The following is a 21,835-nucleotide window of genomic DNA, read 5'->3' as shown; positions in this document are numbered from 1 at the left end:
CCTCCTCAGGCGACGGTCACGTGGGTGGTTTCGATGACGTGGCGGCGGTAGCCCGCGGGGTTCCAGTCGGCTTGTAACGGCTGTGTCTCGCCAGCGCTGTTGCTCGCTCGCACCATCAACTGCGTGGCGCCCTTGCCGGTAAAGGTGATCGGCAGTGTCCACTCACGAAAGGAGAAACGACCAAGGTCTTGCCCGAGCGTGGATTCACGCCAGGTTTTTCCGCCGTCGATCGACACCTCCACCTTGTTGACCCCAACGCCCCCGTCGAACGCAATGCCCTTGAGCACCATGCTTTTATTCAGCGGCAATACATCGCCGTGTTTAACGCTGGTGATGAAACTGCGCACCGGCAATTTGGAAATCGGCAGGGTTTTCGCCGCCGTGGTGCCGGGGGCAATGCACAAGCATTCGTTATCCGGAAGCCGGTACCCCTTGGCCATGAAGAATCCGTCGTAGGTATGGTCGAGGACTTCGATCTCACTCAGGTGCTTGACCCAGTACGTACCGAAGTAGCCTGGCACCACCAGACGAATCGGGTAACCGTTGAGAAACGGCAGGTCGGTGCCATTCATCGACCAGGCGATCATCGGCTCGCCGTCCATGGCATGGCTGATGTCCAGCGCCTTGATAAACTCCGGCGTGCTCGGCAGCACAGGTTTATCGAGCCCACGGAAAGTCACTTGCCGGGCCTCGGCTTTTACCCCCGCCTTTTCCAGCACAGCCTTGAGCGGTACCCCCACCCACCGCGCATTACCCATGGAGCCATTACCCAACTGAGCACCGAACACGCGAGGCATCGAGAAGCCACGGCTGTTACCCGAACACTGATTGACGGCCACCACCTCTACCGGTGTGGCGAGGGCCTTGAGCTCGGCAAGGGAAAGCGACAGCGGCGTGTCGACCGAACCCTTGATCGTCAGGCGGTAGCTGTCCGGATCGATGCTGGTCGGGAAATTGGCCAGGTGGTAACGCACGAAAAAAGCGTCATTGGGCGTGATCGGCCCTTCATTGAAGACGGGGAATGGCGTCTCCAGATGCGGCGGCCGAGTGGTCACCAGGGTCAACGGACGTTTTTGCGGGTATTGCACCAGCGGCCGTGGGCCGGCGGCAAAGGTCACTTCCTCGGCGGATTCGCTGGCCGCTGCGGACTCGTCGGCTGCCCTGGCCAGGCTTGCCAACGGCGAGGCCGCCAAAGCCAGGGTGAAAGCATCGCGCAAGACCCGTCGGCGGGTCGGCTGGCTATTGTCTACAAAACTGAACTTCATTCTGCGCTCTCTATGATTGTTTTATTGAGATGCAACTGACAGTCCCTCGTCAGGGTGAAGAGGCATCGGCCTGAAGGTGCCAGTGCGGTTTCGCTTTACGGTTCGACTTCGGAAAACAAACCAGTATCGTCACGTGCAAGCGGGCTGCTTCACATTGAGCGTCAGGGACTTTGCAATTGATGACAGGGGGTGGCGAAACGTTCGGCATAGAGAGGTTTTGTTTGAAACGATGTCTTTGTTGTCGCCCACAAAAAAACCCACTGACCGTTACCGGTTCAGTGGGCTTTTTTTGATCCGGCAGTCTAATTAGAGAGCCATATCACTCGCAGCACTAGCCTTCGGAGCCTTCGCATCCGTATCGACAGTCACTGGTTTCACAGCCGGCGCGATCACCGCGGGTGGCGGAGTCAGTTCCAGCACCTTGGCGGTGTAGGCCCACTCCTCAGCGACTTTCTCAGGGCTGGCGTTCAGCTGGGTGCCGTAGCTCGGTACGATCTGGTGCAGTTTTGCCTGCCAGTCAGGGGTCGCGACCTTGTCCTTGAACACTTTCTGCAGCACGGTCAGCATGATCGGTGCGGCGGTCGATGCGCCTGGGGAGGCGCCCAGCAGGCCGGCGATGCTGCCGTCCTGGGAAGCGACGATTTCGGTGCCCAGTTTCAGCACGCCACCGGCGGCTTCGTCACGCTTGATGATCTGCACGCGCTGGCCGGCTTGCCACAGGCGCCAGTCTTCAGCCTTGGCGTTCGGGAAGTATTCCTTCAGGGCGTTGAGGCGGTCTTCGTCAGACAGCATCAGCTGGCCTGCCAGGTACTCCACCAGCGGGTATTCCTTGATGCCGACCTTGGTCATTGGCCACACGTTGTGGGTGGTCGTGGTGGTCAGCAGGTCCAGGTACGAACCTTCTTTGAGGAACTTGGTGCTGAAGGTCGCGAACGGGCCAAACAGGATCACGCGCTTGCCGTCCAGCACGCGGGTGTCCAGGTGCGGAACCGACATCGGCGGTGCGCCAACGGAGGCTTTGCCGTAGGCCTTGGCCAGGTGTTGCTCGGCGATGGTCGGGTTCTCGGTCACCAGGAACGAGCCGCCTACCGGGAAGCCAGCGTATTCCCTGGCTTCAGGAATGCCGGACTTCTGCAGCAGGTGCAGGGCACCGCCGCCGGCGCCGATGAACACGAACCTGGCGTCGGTTTCGGTCTTGCTGCCGTCTTTGAGGTTCTTGTAGCTGACGCGCCAGCTGCCGTCTTCGTTCCTGGTGATGTCCTGTACTTCGCTGGACAGCTTCAAGTCGAACTTCGGCGTGGTTTGCAGGTGTGCAACGAACTGGCGGGTGATTTCGCCGAAGTTTACGTCGGTACCCAGCGGGCTCCAGGTGGCCGCGATTTTCTGGCTCGGGTCACGCCCTTCCATCATCAGCGGTACCCACTGCTTGATCACGGCCGGGTCTTCGGAGTACTGCATGCCGGCGAACAGCGGGCTCGCTTGCAGGGCTTCGTAGCGTTTTTTCAGGAACTTGATGTTGTCATCGCCCCACACGAAGCTCATGTGCGGCGTGGAGTTGATGAACGAACGCGGGTTCTTCAGCACGCCTTGCTGAACCTGCCAGGCCCAGAACTGACGGGAGATCTGGAACGCTTCGTTGATTTCAACGGCCTTCGGGATCGAAACCTTGCCGTTCTCGTCTTCCGGGGTGTAGTTCAGCTCGGCCAGGGCGGAGTGACCGGTACCGGCGTTGTTCCAGCCGTTGGAGCTTTCCTGGGCGACGCCGTCGAGGCGCTCGATCATTTGCATCGAGGTGCCGGGTTCCAGCTCGTTGAGCCACACACCCAGGGTCGCGCTCATGATGCCGCCACCGATCAGCAGCACATCGACTTTCTTGGCTTCTTCCGCGTGGACGGCAGACATCCCCATCGACAAAGCCAGCCCCAGCAGGGCCGTGTTCACTTTTTTAAACATCTGTAGCACCTATGATAAAACGCCATCCGCCCTTCCATCCTCATGCGCACTGCCCCGTATTTCACGGCAGTCACGGGTGCGGCACTCAAGGATTGCAGGGTGGGCACACAAGGCCGATGAACCGCATCGACCCCACTTTAATGTCCCTTCTGAACTGACTTCTTATCTTTATTGGCTTCAGCTACTTGAGCGACAGTGATTCCGTCGGCACGTCTCAAGGACACGCAAACTGAACAGGTCAAACCAAGTTGTCGCCAAGAATATCACGACAAGGCTTACCCGCGCGTCTGTTCCCGACCGGTTAGTCCGGGCCCGGGCGCCCGGCCTTCTATACTCATCCTGTTTTTTCCCAACGCGTGTGTGAGCAACAGCCATCAGCGACAGGAGCCAGTCATGAGCGACAAAGACGATCTGCGCAAGTACTCCTCTCAAGTGATCGACGGCGTGGAGGCCGCACCGGCACGCGCCATGTTGCGGGCCGTGGGCTTTACCGATGCAGACTTCACCAAGCCGCAGATCGGCATCGCCTCGACCTGGGCCATGGTCACGCCCTGCAACATGCACATCGACAAGCTGGCGCTCGAAGCCGAAAAAGGCGCGAATGCCGCCGGGGCCAAGGGCGTGATCTTCAACACCATCACCATTTCCGATGGCATCGCCAACGGCACCGAAGGCATGAAGTATTCCCTGGTGTCCCGCGAGGTGATCGCCGACTCCATCGAAGTGGTCACCGGTTGCGAGGGTTTCGATGGCCTGGTGACCATCGGCGGCTGCGACAAGAACATGCCGGGCTGCCTGATCGGCATGGCGCGACTCAATCGCCCGTCGATCTTTGTCTATGGCGGCACCATCCAGCCGGGTGCCGGCCACACCGACATCATTTCCGTGTTCGAGGCCGTGGGCCAGCACGCGCGGGGCGACATCAGCGAGATCCAGGTCAAGCAGATCGAGGAAGTGGCGATTCCCGGCCCCGGTTCCTGTGGCGGCATGTACACCGCCAACACCATGGCCTCAGCCATTGAAGCCTTGGGCATGAGCCTGCCCGGTTCCAGCTCCCAGGACGCCATCGGCGGCGACAAGGCTTCGGACAGCTTCCGCGCCGGCCAGCAGGTGATGGAGCTGCTCAAGCTCGACCTCAAGCCTCGCGACATCATGACCCGCAAAGCCTTCGAGAACGCCATTCGCGTGGTGATCGCCCTCGCCGGCTCGACCAACGCCGTGCTGCATCTGCTGGCCATGGCCAATGCGGTGGACGTCGAGCTGACCCTGGATGACTTCGTTGAGTTGGGCAAGGTTTCCCCGGTGGTCGCCGACCTGCGCCCCAGCGGTCAATACATGATGAGCGAACTGGTGGCCATCGGCGGCATTCAACCGCTGATGAAGCGCATGCTCGACGCCGGCATGCTGCACGGCGATGTGCTGACCGTCACCGGCCAGACCCTGGCGCAAAACCTGGCCAGCGTGCCCGACTACCCCGCCGGCCAGGACGTGATCCGGCCTTTCGACCAGCCGATCAAGAAGGACTCTCACCTGGTCATTCTGCGCGGCAACCTCTCGCCCACCGGCGCCGTGGCCAAGATCACCGGCAAGGAAGGCCTGCGTTTCGAAGGCACGGCCCGGGTCTATCACGGCGAGGAAGGTGCGCTGGCCGGCATTCTCAATGGCGAAGTGCAGCCCGGCGATGTCATCGTGATCCGCTACGAAGGGCCCAAGGGCGGCCCGGGCATGCGCGAAATGCTCTCGCCGACCTCCGCGGTCATGGGCAAGGGCCTCGGCAAGGAGGTGGCGCTGATCACCGACGGGCGTTTTTCCGGTGGTTCCCACGGTTTCGTGGTCGGGCATATCACGCCGGAAGCCTTTGAAGGCGGGCCGATTGCGCTGGTCGAGAATGGCGACAGGATCATCATCGATGCGCAAACCCGGCAGATCACGGTGGATGTCTCCGATGCCGTGCTGGCCGAGCGCAAGTCGCGTTGGGTGCGGCCGCCATCCAAGTACACGCGCGGGGTGTTGGCCAAGTATGCGAAGACGGTGTCCAGTGCTTCGGAGGGGGCTGTGACGGATAAGTACCTGTAAGGTTTGAGTCTGGCGCTGTTTGGTCTAATGCCATCGCGAGCAGGCGGCCTGTCAGGCAACCTCTACTTCAAAGCCTGAACCGATCACCTTGCAGTCGTCATTGCTTGCTTTTGCACCCTGTCGCGCAAGGACACCGGCAACAGGCTGACAAACGCCCCGGCAACCGCGATGGCCATGTCCTTTTGCGAATCCCACGGATCGTTTTGCGCGCCGACGAAGGCCTTCGCCGTGTCATTGCCCAGGAAGGCACCGCCAACCCACTCCACCAGTTCATACAAGGCGGATGTCGACAGCATGATGTTCAGGGTCACGAAAAACAGCCAGAACCCGCGCAGCGGCGTCAGTCGCCGCAGCACTTCGCGCACCGGATAAGCCAGCAGCAACCCGTAGCTCAGATGCACCAGGCGGTCGTAGTGATTGCGGTGTGTACCTGCCGCCCGGTCAAAACTGAAGCCCAACCACGCCGAAGACCAGTGATCGTAAGGCACCAGGGAATAGGTGTAATGGGCGCCCAATTCATGCACGCACAGAAACGCAAACACCAGCGTGATGGACATCGCCGACAAGCGGAACCGACGAGATACCGCCACCAAAGTCCCCACCAGCAACAGCACCAGCAGGTTCTCCAGCGCCCAGTCCACCCGACTGCGGGGAGAAAAACCCGACGCCACGACCACCAGCACAAACACCATGAGCAACGTCAGGTCGAACCGTATACGCGGATCAGGCTGCATGGCGCACTACCTCGAAGTCAGGGCATCGCCCTTTTAACTTCGAGGCAAGGGCACCAGGCAAGTTCGCTTTTTTCCTCTGCCTCATGATAAGTTGTACGATGACTGATGAGTGCTCATCCAGTCATCGCGCTATCCCTACAACAACAAGGAAACACCCATGAAAAAAGCAAAAGTGCTGATCGGTTTTCTGTGCCTGTTCAGCGGCTACGTCGCCGCCACCCCGGCCGCCGCGGACAAGGATGTGGCCCAGGCGGTCGACCACCTGACCCAGGCCATGCTGCACAAAGACATCCCGGAACTGAACGCCTTGACCGCCGAGAACCTGACCTACGGGCATTCCAGCGGCAAGATCCAGGACAAGCAGGCCTTCATCGCCGACATCGAAACCGGCAAAAGCGCGTTCAAGACCCTTGAGATGCAGAACCAGACCATAACCGTCTCCGGCGATGTCGCGCTGGTTCGTCACCACTTCTCGGCGCAAGCGCTCAAAGGCACCGAAGTGGTGCCGACGGAAATCGAAAACTTCCAGATCTGGCAAAAGCAGGACGGTAAATGGCTGTTGGTGGGACGGCAGGCGTTCAAGTTCTGATGCCCGCGTAAAGAAGCCGCACCGCCGGACCTGTGGGAGCGAGCTTGCTCGCGATGAGGGCGTATCAGTCGACATCATGGTGTCTGACACACCGCTATCGCGAGCAAGCTCGCTCCCACAAGGTTTTCAGGTGAATCAACTACCTTTCCACTCCCTGGGACTGAGCCCGGTTTTACGCCGAAACGCCCGGGCCAGCGCCGAGGGGCTCTCATAACCAACTTCCTCGGCAATCAGCGCAATCGGCCGGCCCTCGCGCAGGCGTTTCTGGGCCAGGCTGATGCGCCAGCTCACCAGGTAATCCACCGGCGTCTGCCCGACGACCCGGCGAAAATGCTCGGCGAAACTGGCCCGCGACATGTTGGCGGCAACCGAGAGTTCGGCCACGCTCCAGGCCTTGGCCGGGGCTTGATGCATCAGGCTCAGGGGCCGCGCCAGGCGCGCATCGGCGAGGCCGGCCAGCATGCCCGGTTGCTGGCCTGTGGTGCTCAGGATGTGCCGCAGCAACAGAATCACCAGCAGCTCGAACAGACGATCCATCACCGCTTCGCGCCCGCAAGTACCGTCGAACGCCTCGTTGAACAGCCATTCCAGGGTCCCGGCCAGGGTCGGGATTTCATCGAGCCTGAGCACCAGATAATCCGGCAGCGCCGCCGCCAGGGCATTGCCCGCACCGCCGTCGAAATCCAGGGTCGCGCACACCAGCTGCGTGCCGGACGACTCAGACGCAAACAGGCGATGTCGATAGGGCCGGGGGAAAAAGATCAGGCTCGGTTCGGTCAGTTGCAGGTCCGGCTGATCGCCCATCTTGAGCAGTAACTCGCCCGCTTGAAGCAGGTGCAAATGACCGCTGGCCTGTTGTCCGTCGTAGGCGGCGGTGCCGCAGAACGTACCGCTATGGAAAGTGCCGGCAGTGACGCCGAAGTGTGTGAGCAACGTAGACAAGCGATCCATGACAGGCTCCCGGAAGCAGTTCTGGACGATCTGTCGCATATCCTCGACGATTCGCACCCAAAACACCAGGCACTCTCCCTAACATCAGCTCCGTAGCCAGCGCATACCGCGCTTCACACCACGGAGTATCACCATGACCCGCATTACCCCGATCAGCCTGGAACACGCCACCGACGCCACCCGCCCGCTGCTGGAAGGCGTGCAGAAGAAAATCGGTTTTCTGCCCAATCTCTTCAAAGTACTGGCCCATGCCCCAGCGGTGCTAGCCTCGTATCTGCAAAACTCAGCCGCACTGAGCAAGACATCCCTGAGCGCCACGGAAAAGGAAGCGGTGTTCCTTGCCACCTCGCAGGTCAACGGTTGCGACTACTGCCTGGCGGCTCACACGCTGTTCGGCGGCAAGGCCGGGCTGTCGAAGCAGGACATCCTCAGCGCACGACACGGCGAGCTCAACGCCATTGCCGCCCTCGCCCGCCAGATCACCGAAAGCCGTGGTCACCTGACCGTCGAGCAGCTCGCCGCTGCCCGTAGCGCCGGTATCGACGACAGCAAGATCATCGAAGTGATCGCCCATGTGGCTTCGCAGACATTGACCAACTACCTGAACAATGCTGTGCTGACCGACATCGACTTCCCGGCCATCGACGCCTGAATGAATCGTTGACTCAGGCAAACGAGTAACCGTGGCGAGGGAGCTTGCTCCCTCGCCACAGGTGCAGTGTCACATCTGATTGACCGGAATCACCAATCGGTCAGGTATTGGTTTTCAGCTTGGTCCACAACCGCGTGCTCAACCGTGCAATGGCCGCGGGCAAGTCCTCGACGGTAAACAGCTTGTCCATCACGCTCTTGGGCGGATAGATCGCCAGGTCCTGCTTCACCGCCGGGTCGACGAAGGCATCCGCCGCACTGTTGGGGTTGGCGTAGTGGATGCTGTTGCTGATGTTGGCAATCACCTTCGGCTCCAGCAGGTAGTTCATGTAGGCGTAGCCGTTCTTCTCGTGTGGCGCGCTCTTGGGCATGACCACCATGTCCAGCCACAAGGTGGAACCCTCGTCCGGGATCGAGTAGGCAATGTCGATCCCGTTTTTCGCCTCCCTGGCACTCGCGGCGGCCTGCACGATGTCGCCGTTGAAACCGATCACCGCGCAGACGTTGCCGTTGGCCAGGTCGCTGATGTACTTGGACGCGTGGAAATACTGGACGTAAGGCCGGATTTTCAGCAGCGCCTGCTCGGCTTTCTTGTAGTCGGCCGGCTCATGGCTGTGGGGTGGCAGGCCCAGGTAATTGAGGGTGATCGGCAGGATCTGCGTCGGGTTGTCAATGATCGCCACCCCACACTCGCTGAGCTTCTTGATGTTGTTTTCGTCGAAGAACAGGCTCCAGGACCGGGTGACGTCGGTATTGCCGAAGATCGCCTTGATCTTCTCGACGTTGTAGCCGATGCCCGCCGTGCCCCACATGTAGGGGTAGCCGTACTGGTTGCCCGGATCGTTGACCTCAAGCTTTTTCATCAGCGCCGGGTCGAGGTTTTTCCAGTTGGGCAACTGGCTCCTGTCGAGTTTCTGGATGGCCCCGGCCTTGATCAGGCGTGACAGGAAGTGGTTCGACGGGCTGACCACGTCATACCCGGTGTTGCCGGTCATCAGCTTCGATTCCAGCACTTCGTTGCTGTCGTGGATGTCGTAGGTTGCCTTGATCCCGGTGTCCCGGGTGAAATTGGCCAGGGTGTCATCGGCGATGTAGCCGTTCCAGTTGGAAATGTTGACGGTTTCGTCGGCATGGGTGACGGCGGAAAATGTCGAGATCAGGGCCACAAGGGAAAGCGTATTGACGCGCATGTTGAATCACCTTCGATGGGAAGTGCTTTTGTTCTTGTTGTGAAACGGGTGTTTTCAGATTTCGCTTCTGGCCCGGACCGCTTCCACGCGCATACGCAGCATGGCACCGATGTCGAGCAAGGGTTTGGGCGGCAGCCAGCCGGGTTGTGCCCGTTGCATGACCGACCGCATCAGCGGCGACTCACGACCCGAGGCCAGCTCCGCCAGCAAGCGGCCCCACAGCGTGCCCCGCGCCACGCCGGAACCATTGCACCCGGCCACGGCAAACACGCCCTCCTCGACTTTGCCGAAATACGGTTGCCCGGAACGCGAAGCGCTGAGATGTCCGGTCCAGGTGTATTCGATGTCCTGCTCGCCGAGCATCGGGAAACGTCGTTGCAACCCCAGCACATGGTGCTGGCGGCGAGTCGACAATTCGCTCAATGACAAATCCCTCGAGCGGTACTCCGCGGTGTTGCGGATCATCACCCGGCGATCCGGGGTCAGGCGCACCGTGGCCCCGAGCGGACGGGTCGACAGCACGCCCCAGGACGCTGGCGCACCCAGGGTTTGAAACTCTTGATCGCTGAGGGGGCGCGTGAGGCTGGCACTGAGTTCCATCGCGAATGTGCCACTGTCCTCGATGCCTGCGCGGGGGATAAAGGCGTTAAGGCAGACCAATACCTGTTTGGCCTCGACACAGCCGTTTTGGCCCCTGGCGCGAATCCGGCCGTTACCCAGGCGCTCAAGGCCTGTGATATCGGTGTTCTCGTAGACCGTCACTTTCGGCGGCAGGGCATCGAGCAAGCCCCTCACGTACTTCGCAGGTTGCAGCAGCGCATTGCCGTTGCCGCACCAGATCGCGGCGCGGTAGTGCCGGCTGCCGAGTTTCTCGAGCAACGACTCGCCTTGCAGAAACTGCGCACTGGCGCCCACGGCACGCAGGGTCTGCAGCTTGACCTCGACCTGGGTCAGTTTGCGTGGATCGCTGACGGCGAAGAAATAGCCCGACTCCCTGAAGTCGCATTCGATGCCATGGCGGGCTATCTGCTTACGGACCTCGTCGGCAGCCGCGCGGCCGATGGACGTATCTACCTGATACCCGGCGAATCCGTCACTGCCCACCAACTCGCCAGCGGCAGGATGCTCATGGGCCACCACAAAACCGGAATTGCGCGCCGATGCCCCCTGCGCAGCCCGCTGCCGGTCCACGACCACGATGCGTGCCTGGGGGTGCATTTGCGCCAGGGCGTGCGCGGCACTGAGGCCGGTGATGCCGGCACCGATTACCAGCCAGTCGGCCTGCTGCGTGCCTTTGAGCGGCTCGCGCAGGGGTGAACTCCCCGCTTGCGCAATCCAGCCACAGATATTTTCCATGCGTCACCTCGTTTTCTTGTTCTGCGAACCGTCTCGATCCAAAGCATTGCATGCAGGATTTGCATAAATGGTTTTCGAGGACGGCGGCGATGACTAGAATCTAGAGGCTCAAAACCCGGGCAACCAACGTTATTAAATCATCGAGGCATTCTGAAAACGCATGGACAAAATTCGCCACGTGCCCTCACTGCAGGGCTTGCAAGCCCTGGTCGAGGTCGCCGGGTCGGGCAGCTTCACCCAGGCGGCGCAAAAGCTCTGCCTGACCCAAAGCGCCGTGAGCCGACAGATCCAGCAACTGGAGGGCCACTTTGGCGTGGCGCTGTTTGTCAGGAGCAGCCGCAGCCTTCAGCTGACCGCCGAGGGCGAACAGGTACTGGCCAGCGCGCGCAGCATCCTCGAACAGTTGCGCACCCTCGAAGACCGGCTCGCGCCGCAAAAGCGCCCGTTCCGCATTCGCATGCACGTGTCACTGGCGGTGCGCTGGTTGTTGCCCAGGTTGAGCGAGTTCTACCGGCATCACCCGGACGTATCCCTGGCAATCGAAACCGTGGCCACTGAAGTGGTCGAGCCGGCCAGTGACAGCGACGCCTACATTCTCTATCTGCCCGAGCCGGCCACAGCGCCCGATTGCCTGACCTTGTTCGAAGAAGCGTTGGTGCCCGTATGTGCACCAGGGCTGGGCACCACCGATCGGCCATTGGCTTCGCTGGAGGATCTGTCGGGGTTCGCGTTGCTGCACCGTTCCTCCGATCAACATGACTGGCAGGTCTGGCTGTCAGCCCATGGCGGCAAGGCGCTGCATGACTATCGGCACATCCCCTTCAATCTCGACGAACTGGCGCTCGATGCCGCCGCCCGGGGCCTTGGCGTGGCGATGACCGACATGACCCTGGCGGGCGAGTCGATTCAACGGGGAGAACTGGTGATTCCGTTTGGTGAGCCGTTGAAGACCCAAGGGATTTACTCACTGTGCCTGCAACCATCGGCGGCATCGCATCCAGCCTGCGCACCCGTCATGCAATGGTTCACCGCGCAAACCACAACGCAGTCCGCCAAGTAGGCCCCAGAACCTGTGGGAGCGAGCTTGCTCGCGATGAGGGCGTGACAGTCGACATCACAGGTGTCTGACACTCCGCCATCGCGAGCAAGCTCGCTCCCACAGGAGTTGCGCATCGCAGGACTCAATCATCCTCATGCAACTTGATGCCGCGTTTATGCAGCACATGGGGCACCACCAGCACCAGCAGCGTCAGGGCGAGGAAGAACGCCGAGATCGGTTGCGTGAGGAACACCGTCCAGTCGCCCTCGCTGATGGACAAGGCGTTACGCAATTGTTTCTCCGCCATCGGCCCCAGCAGCATGCCGACGATCACCGGGGCGACGGGGAAGTCGAAACGGCGCATCAGCACCCCGCCCCAGCCAATGGCCAACATCAGGATCAGGTCGAAGGATGAGTGGCGCATGCCATACACGCCAATGGTGGCGAAGACCAGGATGCCGGCGTTCAGGTACGGCCGGGGGATTTGCAGCAGTTTGACCCACAGCCCCACCAGCGGCAGGTTCAACACCAGCAGGATCACGTTGCCGATGTACAGCGAGGCCACCAGCGTCCAGACCAGTTCCGCGGAGGTTTCGAACAGCATCGGCCCCGGTTGCAGGTTGTAGTTCTGGAATGCCGCCAGCAGGATCGCCGCGGTGGCGGACGTCGGGATGCCCAGGGTCAGCAACGGCACCAGAGACCCGGTCGCGCTGGCGTTGTTGGCCGCTTCCGGGCCGGCCACGCCTTCGATGGCGCCTTCGCCCTTGTTGGCGGAAAACTCCTTGGGATACTTGCTGAGTTTGCGTTCGGCGGAATAGGACAGGAAGGTCGGAATCTCGGCGCCACCGGCCGGAATCGAGCCAAACGGAAAACCGATCAGCGTGCCCCGAAGCCACGCAGGCACCGAGCGTTTCCAGTCGGCGCGGGTCATCCACAACGAGGTCAGGCGGTGCCGGCCTTCGTTTGATTCCGTTTGATAGAGCAGGCTGTACAAGGCCTCTCCCACCGCGAACAAACCGACCGCCACCAGCACCACTTCGATGCCGTCCACCAGTTCGGGAACACCCAATGTGTAGCGGGCAATGCCCGAGGTCGAGTCCAGGCCGATCAAACCGATGGTCAGCCCGACGCCCAGTGAGGCAAACCCGCGCAGCATGGAGGCGCCGAGCACCGCCGACACGGTGGTGAACGACAGCACCAGGATCGCGAAATACTCGGTCGGGCCGAAGTTCAGGGCCAGCCTGGCCACAATGGGCGCAAACAGCGTCAGCAAAATCGTGGCGATGGTGCCGGCGACGAACGAGCCGATCGCCGCCGTTGCCAGCGCGGGACCGGCCCGGCCGTTGCGCGCCATCAGGTTGCCTTCCAGGGCCGTGACCATGGAAGACGATTCGCCGGGTGTGTTGAGCAGGATCGAGGTGGTGGAGCCACCGAACTGCGCGCCGTAATAGATACCGGCGAACATGATCAGCGCGCCGGTGGGGTCGACCTTGGCGGTGATCGGCAACAGCAGGGCCACCGTCAGCGCCGGACCGATCCCCGGCAACACGCCGATGGCAGTGCCGAGCAGGCAGCCGATGAACCCCCACATCAGATTGATCGGCGTCAGCGCCGAGGAAAAACCCATCGCCAGGCTTGAAAGAATGTCCACGGTGTCGAGCTCCTTTCAAAGCCAGATGTTGATCAGCGACGGCAGGGAAACCCCCAGCCCGGCGTTGAACAGCCAGTAGATCGGCAGGGTCAAGGCAATGCCGATGGCCAGGTCCCGCACGGGATGACGGCTGCCGAACCCCCGCGCCGAACAGGCGAACAGCAACCCGGCTGCCAGCACAAACCCGATCAGGTTGATCAGCAGCGCCACCCCGACAAGCCCCGCCGTCACCCAGGCCGCACCGGCTTTTCCACCGGGCACCGTGGTGGCGTCATTATCCAGCTCGCGAAAACCGCCACTGACCGCCTGATACCCCAGCAGCAGTCCCACTGCACCGAGAAACGCCGCCACGACATAGGGATAGACGTACGCCGGGAGGATCACGAAGCCCATTTCCGGCGGAAACCTGTAGGCGCCGATCGCCAATACGACGCTGATGGCGATCAGGCCGATGCCGACCGCCAATTGCGTCGGTACCACTGCGCGCTGTGTGGCCATCTCAAAGCAGCCCGACCTTGACCAGCATGGCGCGCAACCGCACGTGTTCTTCCTCGACGAATTTGCCGAAGTCATCGCCAGTCAGCACGCTGGGCGTCCAGGCATTGGCCTGGATATTGTCCTGCCAGACCTTGCTGTTGGTGGCGGCCACGACCGCGTCTATCACCTCTTTACGCTGCTGCGGGGTAAGGCCCGCTGCACCATAAACGCCGCGCCAGTTGCCGATCGTCACGTCATAGCCGCTTTCCTTGAGGGTCGGTGCATCAATGCCGGGAACCCGCTCCGGCGCGCCGATGGCCAGGACACGAAACTGACCAGTCTTGATGTATTGGCCCAGCTCGGCATAACCGCCGGTGATCACCTTGAGCTGGCCGCCCAGCGCCTGGGCAACCACCTCGCCACCACCGCCAAAGGCCACGTAGTTGACCTTGTTGACCGGCACGTCCAGCTTGCCGGCCAGCTCGGCAATGCCAATGTGATCCACCGAGCCCTTGGAGCCGCCGCCCCAGGTGATGCTCGTTGGACTGGCCTTGAAGGCCTTGACCAGGTCATCGAGGGTCTTGTATTCAGACTCCTTGCGCACGGCGATCACGTTGTACTCGGTGAACAGCCGGGCAATGGGCGTCACATCCTTCAGGCTGATCTGCGGTTTATTCTGTTCGATGCCCGCGACCATGATCGCGCCGACCACCAGCAATGCGTTCGGGTCACCCTTGGTGCTGTTGGCAAATTGCGCCAGTCCCAGGGTCCCGCCCGCCCCACCCTTGTTCTCGAAAGTCACGGCCTTGGCCGTATTGGCCTCGACCATGGCCTTGCCCAGCACCCGGGCGGTCTGGTCGTAACCACCGCCCACGGAACCCGGGGCCATGAATTTCACGGTATCCAGCGCAAAGGCTGGTGCGACAAGCACGGCAGCGGTCAAGCCGGCGGCCATGCAGCGACTGAAACGACGGATCAAGGCGGACATGGGTATCTCCTGATTGCATTGTTTTTATAGGTGCCGCTTGCCCATCGAGGTGCACGATAAGCAGGGGCCTGCAAACAAGCTTAGGCCATGGTTCCGTGGGTTGATCTGTTTTGCTCAAACCACCCGCCAACGGCGCCGCAACCCGCTCAGGGATCGCCTCGCTAACCTGAACGCTGTCAGGCCAGCCACCGGCTACATGAGTCACACCCAGGCAAAAACCAGCCGGGGCCCTTCCGACAAAACAATGCTCTAGGGTGCGTGTCTTGACCTAACCTCATTGGCTAAGTGACTAACAACCCGTCGAGCTCGCCGATGCGCAATGTCTTGAAGTCAATGATTCACGTCGCCTTCGCGGTTCTGGCGGCAAGCCCGGGATGGCTGTTGGCGGGGGACATGGCCGACGCCCCGACTCCTGCACTGGCCCCCGCTCCCGCCCCCGCGGCCCCGATCATCAGCATCTCCGACGGCGAATTGCTGGGGGTGCAGAACCAGCTCAACAGCCTCAAGCAGCAGGTTTCCCAGGCCAGCAATTACACCCAATTGGAAAGCTCACAGGACCAGGTACAAGTACTGATCCAGGAGATTGAACGCCTGTCTACATCGCTGCTGCCTGGACAGGCGCAATTGCAGGCGCAACTCAACGTGCTGGGGCCAGTGCCGCTTGACGAGAACGCACAGGTGACGTCTGCCATCACCACCCAACGAGATGCCCTCGGCGAGCAAAAGGACAAGATCGACAGCCAACTCAAAACCCTGGCCGCGCTAAAAATAAGTGCCGCCGAACTGATCACCCAGATTGCCAGTATCCGGCGCAGCCTGCTGGAAGCGGAAGTGACCCAGCAGACCAGCAGCATCCTGAACCCGGGTTTCTGGTCGCCATTGTTCGCTCTGCCGATCGAGGACCGTCAGCGGTTCAGCGCCCTCATCGAGCAACTCGAGGCCACGCACCGGGCCGCCTGGCAACCCGGACAACGCGGGATCACGGCCGCCCTGCTGTTGCTGGCCCTGGTCATATGGACCGTGGGACGAAACCTCGCCGGCCGGGGCCTGGCGTGGCTGTGCTTTCATCGAATGCCTGCGGGCCGGTTGCGGCGCAGCTCCCTTGCGCTGGCGTCGGTGATCGCGACGCTACTGACCGCCGGCATCGCCCTGCAATTGCTGCACTTTGCCGGGACCCGGCAACAGCCTTACACCCCGCTGCTGGCCGACCTGGCGCAATACCTGGAAAAGCTGGCCTATACCTGCGTGCTGATCACCGGATTGAGCCGCGCGTTGTTATCCACCAAACATCCTTCATGGCGCCTGCCCGATATTGCCGACCCGGTGGCTCTGGCGATGGAGCCTTATCCGCGGTTGCTGGCCAGCCTGCTGCTGGTGCTGGTGACCCTGGTGCAGATGAGCAATGTCACCGGCATGAGCGCCGAAGTGGTGTTGTTCGGTCGGGGCATCGTGGCACTGGTCGCGGCACTGGTGATCGGTGCGCTGCTGTTGCGCGTCAGCAAGACACGCAGAGACCTGATCGTTGCCGGAGAAGCCCCCGAAGGCGTCACCACCTTCGCCGGTCTGATTTACACCTTCACCGGCGCGGCCGTGGTGGTGTCCCTGTTCGCCCTGCTGATCGGCTATGTGACGATGGCCCGGTTCATCACCTATGAACTGGTCTGGATATTCATCATCTTCGCCGGTTTCTACCTGCTGACACAGGTCTACCAGGACACCTGCGACTACCTTTTCTCGCCCCGGCAAGCCTCCGGCAAGGCGATCAAGCAGCTGTTGGGCATCGGCAATCCGCGCCTGGAGCAGATCTGCACCGTCATGTCCGGGGCTGGCCGCGCCATCCTGATGCTGATCGGCGTCATTGCCCTGTTCGTCGGCGGCGTGGGGACGACGCTCGGGCAACTGGTCACCGGCACCGTGGCCATTCTCGGTGGTGAGGGGCTGCGCAAGCTGAACATCGTCCCGGACAACCTGCTCAATGCCGTCCTCGCCCTGGTGATCGGCATCTACCTGATTCGCGCCTTCCGACGCTGGCTGGATAACGAGTTCCTGCCAAAAACCGAGATGGACCCGGGCATGTGCGCCTCGCTCAGCACCCTGTTTGCCAACATCGGTTACGCATCCGTGGTGCTACTCACACTGTCGTCGCTGGGGGTCAAGTGGACCAACCTGGCCTGGATTGTCAGTGCATTGTCGGTGGGCATCGGCTTCGGTCTCCAGGAGATCGTGAAGAACTTCATCTCCGGCCTGATCCTGCTCACCGAGCGTCCGGTGAAGGTCGGCGACCTGATCAGCATCAGCGGAGTCGAAGGCGATATACGACGGATCAACGTGCGGGCCACGGAAATCCAACTGGCCGACCGTTCGATCATGATCGTGCCCAACTCCCACCTGATTTCGCAGAACCTGCGCAACGTCACCCTCGGCGGCAGCGCCCAGGGCGTGGTGATACTCGAACTGATGTTCCCGCTGGATATCGACCCGGAGCTGGTGCAAAACCTGCTGATGGACACCTACACCGAGCATGAATCCATTCTGGATAAACCCGCGCCGTTTTTGCGTTTCAGTCAGCTGAAGCCTGAAGGCATCACCTTGACCATCACCGGTTATGTCGGCAGCCCACGCACGGTCGGCGCGATCAAAAGCGAGCTGCTGTTTGAAATACTCAAGCGGCTGGGGGCCGCCGGGATTGAACTGGCGAAATCGCCACCTGGCGCGTAACACCAATCCGTAGGAGCTGCCGAAGGCTGCGATCTTTTGATCTGATTTTTAAACCAGGATCAACAGATCGCAGCCTCGTGGCACTCGACAGCTCCTACAGGTATATCAATGGGCGATACACACCGACTTGAGCTCGGTGTAAGCCTCGATCACCGCACGCCCGAACTCACGGCCCATACCCGATTGCTTGACGCCACCGAACGGCATCGCCGGGTCGAGCAGCACGTGGGCGTTGACCCAGACCGTACCGGCTTCGATGCGTGGCACCAGGTTCATGGCTTTGCCCAGGTCGTTGGTCCACAGGCTGGCGGCCAAGCCGTAGCGGTTGTCGTTGGCCAGTTCGATCACGGCGTCTTCGTCGTCGAACGGCATCACGCCCAATACCGGGCCGAACACTTCTTCACGGGCCACGGCCATGCTGTGGTCGATGTCCGCCAGGATGGTCGGCTGCACGAAGAAGCCGTCGCCTTCCAGCAGCTCGCCGCCAGTCACCACCCGCGCACCTTGCTGGCGGGCCAGTTCGATGTGCTTGAGTACGCTTTGCTGTTGCTTGCGCGACACCAGCGGGTTGATGGCCGCGTCGCAATTCATGCCGGCGCCAATCGGCATCGAGGAGACGGCGGTGGCCAGGGCTTCGACGAATGGGTCGTGGATCGAGCGGTGCACGTAGAAGCGCGAGGCCGCCGCGCAGACCTGGCCGTTGTTCAGCAAGCCGCCGAGGATCGCACCCTGCACGGCTTTTTCGATGTCGGCATCGGCGAGCACGATCATCGGGTTCTTGCCGCCCAGTTCCAGGGAGAAGCGCGTCATGTTTTCCATGCACGCCGCGCCGACGCTCTTGCCCACGGCGGTGGAACCGGTGAACGACACTTTGCTCACCAACGGATGCGCGGTCAGCACGCCGCCAACGGAGGCGCCGCCACCGGTGACCACGTTGAATACGCCGGCCGGGATGCCGGCTTCCACAGCCAGTTCAGCCAGGCGCATGGCGGTCAGCGGGGTTTCCATGGCCGGCTTGATGATCACCGTGCAACCGGTGGCCAGGGCTGGCATCAGTTTCCAGGCGGCGATCAGCAGCGGGAAGTTCCACGGCACGATGCCGACCACCACGCCCACGGGCTCGCGCTTGGTGAACGCGGTGAACTTGGCGCCCGGTGGCAGCGGGATCGACACATCGAAAGTCTGGCCTTCGATCTTGGTCGCCCAGCCGGACATGTAGCGCATGAATTCCACGGTGGCGTTGAGGTCCAGCGCGCGGGCCATGTTGATCGACTTGCCCTGGCTCAGGGTTTCCAGCTGGGCCAGTTCTTCGGCGTGTTCTTCGACCAGGCGGGTGAAGTTCAGCAGGATGCGTTCACGGTCCGCCGGGCGCAGGCTCGACCACACACCGGACTTGAACGCCTTGTGGGACGACTGCACGGCGCGCTCGACGAGCTCCAGCGGTGCATCCAGGGTTTCGCACAGGGTTTGCCCGGTGGCCGGGTTGACCACGGCGATGCTGTCGCCCTCGGCAAGCACCCACTGGCCATCGATGAAGCAGCCGTGGCGACGTGCAAGGAATGCAGCAACCTGGGGCAGGATTTCAACGTTGCTCATAATTCACCTTTCATTCAGACGAGTTGTTCAGGCGCCAATCCGGCCTGATCAGTGTTGTTCTTTGAGGAAGCACGCGACCGCCTGGCGGTCGGCGGCGGAAGCCAGGCCCATGTAGGGCATGTAGGTACCCGGCACGAAGGCCTGGGGCTGGGTGATCAGTTGCGTGATGTTCTCGGCCTGCCAGTCGACGTCTTTGTCGCGCATGGCCTGTGAGTAGCTGAAGCCGGCCAGCGAGCCGGACTTGCGCCCGTACACACCAAACAGGTTCGGCCCCATCATGCCGGTCGTGCCCTTGCTCACCGCATGGCAGACGCTGCACTCGGTGGCAAACACTTCGCCGCCACGGCGCGTGTCCGGGGCACACTCAGCGGCAGACACCGCCTGGACCAGGGTGAAGGACAGCAAACCGATCAGGGGCACACGCAGCGAAGTGAACATAGGAAAACGACCTTGAAAATCCATGCACCCGCCAGCAGGCGAACGCCAATACTAAAAATGCCGAGGCAACGGTGCTTCGGCAGGTTGGTAGGGATTGTCGGCGGTCGTCGGCACGCAGGTTTTGCCCTGCGTGCCAGTTGTGTTGGCGGTTGTGCCAGATTGCGCGGGAGCTGCCGCAGGCTGCGATCTCTTGATCTTCATGCTCTCGATATCGTCGACAGCAAGATCAAAAGATCGCAGCCTGCGGCAGCTCCTACCGGAAGGTGCACTCAATTTATGCAGTGCAGATTTGCGAGACCAACACTTGTACTAGCCAATCAGGTGATGACTACTTGAGCTTTTTCAACTCTAAAAGCTCGTAATCCGCTTCCGGATTCAAGCCATACTCTGACAACACCTCATCAAATTCTGCCTTTGAAACATTCTTGTAGTTTTTTAGTTTGGCCAGAGCCACCGCTAAAGATGGTGAACGCATTATCGACCTGCCGCTCTTCGAAACCTCCACACTACTGGAGTCAAAATAAAGTATTTCGTAGCTTTGTATATTTAACATCATGAAGTCTCTTTGCAGGGTCAGGTATAGCATTCCTGCCACACCCACCGTCACATCCTCTGCCACTTTGTGCCCCAAGGCCTTCGGCAATACGCGGAGATGAGCCATATTCAAGCTCATCGTCAAAACAAGGAACGTCCCAAAAATTTTCGCATTTCATTTTTGATTACTCGCTATTAGAGAGAACGCCACCAAAATCAAGTGACGCATTTGCTTTTAATAACTTTCAAAACAGAGCGCAAGAAACGATTTCTTTTACACGTAGGAGATTTCACTCAATATAAAAGGAGGGTTCGCACAGGACATTCGGAATATTTTTTTGCTTATCAACATCGTAAAAGCATCATTACATCGATAAGTTTTTATAAGCTTTTAAAAACAAAATAAACGTTAACCACAAAGCGAACGATGCTGGCGTCGGCCTTCTGTAGGTCGGAGTAGGAAATTTCTTTCTTTTTCCAAAGTATCTTTTTTGAATTTGCATTTTAGCTTTTTAAAAAGGCGACGGACGGCAACCTTGCTGATCGGTTGCCATTGCGTGACGGGATCCTGACCGGACCACTCAATTCGTATACCGCTTCCGATACTCACCCGGCGAAACGCCAAACCGCGCCTTGAACGCCGTAGAGAAATAGCTCGAATCGTTAAAGCCCCACTCATAGCCCAGTGCACACAGCTTGCCCTCGCCCCGGGCATGGCGCAGTTGTTCGGCGCAAAGGTCGAGGCGACGGTTTTTCACGTATTGCGCCACCACCAGGCCGTGTCGGGAAAACAGCCGGTACAGGCCGCGCACGGAGACGCCCACCTGGGTCGCCAGCCATTCGGGGCACAGCGCCTCGTCACCAATGTGCTCATCGATAACGCGCAAGGCCTTGCGGAAGGTGCGCACCTGGGGTGAGTCGTCCAACTCGCTCGCCCCCATCGCCGGACGCAGCAGGCTGATCACCGCGTCCAGCGTCGCTTCGCTTTCTGTGTGACTGAGGCCTTGTTCCGTTGAACCGAGGATCAGGCGCTGGGCCAGCCCCGCCATCGGCGCCGACGCCTGAATGCGTTGCGCGGGTTTGACCGTGGTGAAGCGCAGCTGCTGCTCCACTCGCTCCCTGGGCAGTATCAATGACAACTGACGGGCGTTGTTGCGGTAGACAAAGTTGCTTGGGCGCGTGGAGTCGATCAGCGTGATATCCCCCGGCAACAGAGTGATGCAACTGCCCTGCTGCTCCATCACGGCTTCGCCGGCCAGCTGGAACGCCGCGTAATAATGCGAGTCTTCGCCCTGATCGATCTCATGCTGCGTGCGGAACAGTCGGGCCTGGGCCACGTCGACAAAACTCATCTTGAGCTCACCGCTGCGGTACTCATCGATCGAGCCCGCAAACTGCGTCCCCAACACATTGGCACCAAAGCGCCCGCACACCTGATTGACCTTGTCGAGCCATTGATCAAAGCGCTCGACCTGTTGTGCATTGCTCATCGCAGCCTCATCCATTGCATTAGTCGCTGCGAGGCGTCCTGCACTTTTCGTTCCTGTCGCTGGCCACCGCGAAATACCGCGGCGGCCATGCCCATCCGTGCGCGATTACTGCGCAGCGCCTGTTTTCGCGCACCAGGAA

18 protein-coding genes are annotated in these 21,835 nt (G+C 60.8%); 5 read left to right on the top strand and 13 right to left on the bottom strand.

Translation table 11 applies throughout. The features are described from left to right. Positions 1-5 precede the first annotated feature (5 nt). The gene (locus ACM6G4_RS03095) at positions 6-1,265 is read right to left on the bottom strand and encodes a molybdopterin-dependent oxidoreductase (RefSeq protein WP_223542278.1); all 1,260 of its coding nucleotides are present in this window, start codon (positions 1,263-1,265) and stop codon (positions 6-8) included. Between the two features lie 306 nt (positions 1,266-1,571). Next, entirely contained in the window at positions 1,572-3,218 is a 1,647-nt protein-coding gene (gene mqo / locus ACM6G4_RS03090) for a malate dehydrogenase (quinone) (protein WP_414913028.1), read from the bottom strand. Between the two features lie 393 nt (positions 3,219-3,611). On the opposite strand from mqo, the gene ilvD reads away from it, so the two are divergent. Next, positions 3,612-5,294, top strand: a complete 1,683-nt coding sequence (gene ilvD, locus ACM6G4_RS03085; RefSeq protein ID WP_056723040.1) for a dihydroxy-acid dehydratase — start codon at positions 3,612-3,614, stop codon at positions 5,292-5,294. A gap of 83 nt (positions 5,295-5,377) precedes the next feature. Here ilvD and ACM6G4_RS03080 read toward each other — a convergent pair whose 3' ends face one another. Next, positions 5,378-6,028, bottom strand: coding sequence for a DUF2238 domain-containing protein (locus ACM6G4_RS03080; RefSeq protein WP_056723042.1), 651 nt, complete (start codon positions 6,026-6,028; stop codon positions 5,378-5,380). A 157-nt stretch (positions 6,029-6,185) separates the two neighbouring features. Here ACM6G4_RS03080 and ACM6G4_RS03075 point away from each other — a divergent pair, with 157 nt between their 5' ends. After that, positions 6,186-6,617 (top strand): nuclear transport factor 2 family protein, encoded by a 432-nt coding sequence (locus ACM6G4_RS03075; protein ID WP_223515445.1) that lies wholly within the window; start codon positions 6,186-6,188, stop codon positions 6,615-6,617. 135 nt (positions 6,618-6,752) lie between these two features. On the opposite strand, the gene ACM6G4_RS03070 is transcribed toward ACM6G4_RS03075, so the two are convergent. Next, positions 6,753-7,568: a cupin domain-containing protein gene (locus ACM6G4_RS03070; protein WP_414913027.1), complete on the bottom strand. Its 816-nt coding sequence runs from the start codon at positions 7,566-7,568 to the stop codon at positions 6,753-6,755. Between the two features lie 133 nt (positions 7,569-7,701). Between ACM6G4_RS03070 and ACM6G4_RS03065 the strand changes: the two genes are divergently transcribed. Beyond that, the gene (locus tag ACM6G4_RS03065; protein ID WP_414913026.1) at positions 7,702-8,220 is read left to right on the top strand and encodes a carboxymuconolactone decarboxylase family protein; all 519 of its coding nucleotides are present in this window, start codon (positions 7,702-7,704) and stop codon (positions 8,218-8,220) included. A gap of 100 nt (positions 8,221-8,320) precedes the next feature. Here ACM6G4_RS03065 and ACM6G4_RS03060 read toward each other — a convergent pair whose 3' ends face one another. Both ACM6G4_RS03060 and ACM6G4_RS03055 read right to left on the bottom strand, forming a co-directional pair. Continuing rightward, positions 8,321-9,409, bottom strand: a complete 1,089-nt coding sequence (locus ACM6G4_RS03060) for a polyamine ABC transporter substrate-binding protein (protein WP_056723050.1) — start codon at positions 9,407-9,409, stop codon at positions 8,321-8,323. A 54-nt stretch (positions 9,410-9,463) separates the two neighbouring features. After that, a complete protein-coding gene (locus ACM6G4_RS03055) occupies positions 9,464-10,765 on the bottom strand; it encodes an NAD(P)/FAD-dependent oxidoreductase (RefSeq protein ID WP_414913025.1) in 1,302 nt (433 codons plus the stop codon). A gap of 160 nt (positions 10,766-10,925) precedes the next feature. Here ACM6G4_RS03055 and ACM6G4_RS03050 point away from each other — a divergent pair, with 160 nt between their 5' ends. Beyond that, positions 10,926-11,825, top strand: a complete 900-nt coding sequence (locus ACM6G4_RS03050; RefSeq protein WP_414913024.1) for a LysR substrate-binding domain-containing protein — start codon at positions 10,926-10,928, stop codon at positions 11,823-11,825. Between the two features lie 121 nt (positions 11,826-11,946). Here ACM6G4_RS03050 and ACM6G4_RS03045 read toward each other — a convergent pair whose 3' ends face one another. Genes ACM6G4_RS03045 through ACM6G4_RS03035 form a run of 3 tightly spaced genes read right to left on the bottom strand, consistent with a single transcriptional unit; the run spans position 11,947 to position 14,920 of the window. Further along, positions 11,947-13,455 carry a tripartite tricarboxylate transporter permease gene (locus ACM6G4_RS03045; RefSeq protein WP_414913023.1) on the bottom strand — a complete coding sequence of 503 codons (1,509 nt, stop codon included), beginning with the start codon at positions 13,453-13,455 and terminating at the stop codon, positions 11,947-11,949. Positions 13,456-13,470: 15 nt separating this feature from the next. Then, positions 13,471-13,953 (bottom strand): tripartite tricarboxylate transporter TctB family protein, encoded by a 483-nt coding sequence (locus tag ACM6G4_RS03040; RefSeq protein ID WP_414913022.1) that lies wholly within the window; start codon positions 13,951-13,953, stop codon positions 13,471-13,473. Between the two features lies 1 nt (position 13,954). Continuing rightward, positions 13,955-14,920, bottom strand: a complete 966-nt coding sequence (locus tag ACM6G4_RS03035; protein ID WP_414913021.1) for a Bug family tripartite tricarboxylate transporter substrate binding protein — start codon at positions 14,918-14,920, stop codon at positions 13,955-13,957. 312 nt (positions 14,921-15,232) lie between these two features. Here ACM6G4_RS03035 and ACM6G4_RS03030 point away from each other — a divergent pair, with 312 nt between their 5' ends. Continuing rightward, positions 15,233-17,638, top strand: coding sequence for a DUF3772 domain-containing protein (locus tag ACM6G4_RS03030; protein ID WP_414913020.1), 2,406 nt, complete (start codon positions 15,233-15,235; stop codon positions 17,636-17,638). Positions 17,639-17,743: 105 nt separating this feature from the next. Here ACM6G4_RS03030 and ACM6G4_RS03025 read toward each other — a convergent pair whose 3' ends face one another. The 4 genes from ACM6G4_RS03025 to feaR form a co-directional block, all read right to left on the bottom strand. Next, positions 17,744-19,234 (bottom strand): aldehyde dehydrogenase family protein, encoded by a 1,491-nt coding sequence (locus tag ACM6G4_RS03025; RefSeq protein WP_414913019.1) that lies wholly within the window; start codon positions 19,232-19,234, stop codon positions 17,744-17,746. Positions 19,235-19,282: 48 nt separating this feature from the next. Next, positions 19,283-19,672, bottom strand: a complete 390-nt coding sequence (locus tag ACM6G4_RS03020; protein WP_414913018.1) for a c-type cytochrome — start codon at positions 19,670-19,672, stop codon at positions 19,283-19,285. A 328-nt stretch (positions 19,673-20,000) separates the two neighbouring features. Continuing rightward, a complete protein-coding gene (locus ACM6G4_RS03015) occupies positions 20,001-20,333 on the bottom strand; it encodes a hypothetical protein (RefSeq protein ID WP_223542451.1) in 333 nt (110 codons plus the stop codon). Positions 20,334-20,787: 454 nt separating this feature from the next. Beyond that, entirely contained in the window at positions 20,788-21,696 is a 909-nt protein-coding gene (feaR, locus tag ACM6G4_RS03010) for a transcriptional regulator FeaR (RefSeq protein WP_056723069.1), read from the bottom strand. Positions 21,697-21,835 lie beyond the last annotated feature (139 nt).

It is taken from the genome of Pseudomonas sp. IT-P258 (genome assembly GCF_949767825.1).
Taxonomy (GTDB): Bacteria; Pseudomonadota; Gammaproteobacteria; order Pseudomonadales; family Pseudomonadaceae; genus Aquipseudomonas; species Aquipseudomonas monachiensis.
The sequence above is the reverse complement of the archived record's forward strand: the minus strand, read 5'-3'. Positions and strand labels throughout refer to the sequence as shown.

Excerpts from the sequence above, each read along its gene's own strand:
- ACM6G4_RS03095 (WP_223542278.1), bottom strand. The coding sequence starts at position 1,265 with ATGAAGTTCAGTTTTGTAGACAATAGCCAGCCGACCCGCCGACGGGTC.
- mqo (WP_414913028.1), bottom strand. The coding sequence starts at position 3,218 with ATGTTTAAAAAAGTGAACACGGCCCTGCTGGGGCTGGCTTTGTCGATG.
- ilvD (WP_056723040.1), top strand. The coding sequence starts at position 3,612 with ATGAGCGACAAAGACGATCTGCGCAAGTACTCCTCTCAAGTGATCGAC.
- ACM6G4_RS03080 (WP_056723042.1), bottom strand. The coding sequence starts at position 6,028 with ATGCAGCCTGATCCGCGTATACGGTTCGACCTGACGTTGCTCATGGTG.
- ACM6G4_RS03075 (WP_223515445.1), top strand. The coding sequence starts at position 6,186 with ATGAAAAAAGCAAAAGTGCTGATCGGTTTTCTGTGCCTGTTCAGCGGC.
- ACM6G4_RS03070 (WP_414913027.1), bottom strand. The coding sequence starts at position 7,568 with ATGGATCGCTTGTCTACGTTGCTCACACACTTCGGCGTCACTGCCGGC.
- ACM6G4_RS03065 (WP_414913026.1), top strand. The coding sequence starts at position 7,702 with ATGACCCGCATTACCCCGATCAGCCTGGAACACGCCACCGACGCCACC.
- ACM6G4_RS03060 (WP_056723050.1), bottom strand. The coding sequence starts at position 9,409 with ATGCGCGTCAATACGCTTTCCCTTGTGGCCCTGATCTCGACATTTTCC.
- ACM6G4_RS03055 (WP_414913025.1), bottom strand. The coding sequence starts at position 10,765 with ATGGAAAATATCTGTGGCTGGATTGCGCAAGCGGGGAGTTCACCCCTG.
- ACM6G4_RS03050 (WP_414913024.1), top strand. The coding sequence starts at position 10,926 with ATGGACAAAATTCGCCACGTGCCCTCACTGCAGGGCTTGCAAGCCCTG.
- ACM6G4_RS03040 (WP_414913022.1), bottom strand. The coding sequence starts at position 13,953 with ATGGCCACACAGCGCGCAGTGGTACCGACGCAATTGGCGGTCGGCATC.
- ACM6G4_RS03035 (WP_414913021.1), bottom strand. The coding sequence starts at position 14,920 with ATGTCCGCCTTGATCCGTCGTTTCAGTCGCTGCATGGCCGCCGGCTTG.
- ACM6G4_RS03030 (WP_414913020.1), top strand. The coding sequence starts at position 15,233 with ATGCGCAATGTCTTGAAGTCAATGATTCACGTCGCCTTCGCGGTTCTG.
- ACM6G4_RS03025 (WP_414913019.1), bottom strand. The coding sequence starts at position 19,234 with ATGAGCAACGTTGAAATCCTGCCCCAGGTTGCTGCATTCCTTGCACGT.
- ACM6G4_RS03020 (WP_414913018.1), bottom strand. The coding sequence starts at position 19,672 with ATGTTCACTTCGCTGCGTGTGCCCCTGATCGGTTTGCTGTCCTTCACC.
- ACM6G4_RS03015 (WP_223542451.1), bottom strand. The coding sequence starts at position 20,333 with ATGGCTCATCTCCGCGTATTGCCGAAGGCCTTGGGGCACAAAGTGGCA.
- feaR (WP_056723069.1), bottom strand. The coding sequence starts at position 21,696 with ATGAGCAATGCACAACAGGTCGAGCGCTTTGATCAATGGCTCGACAAG.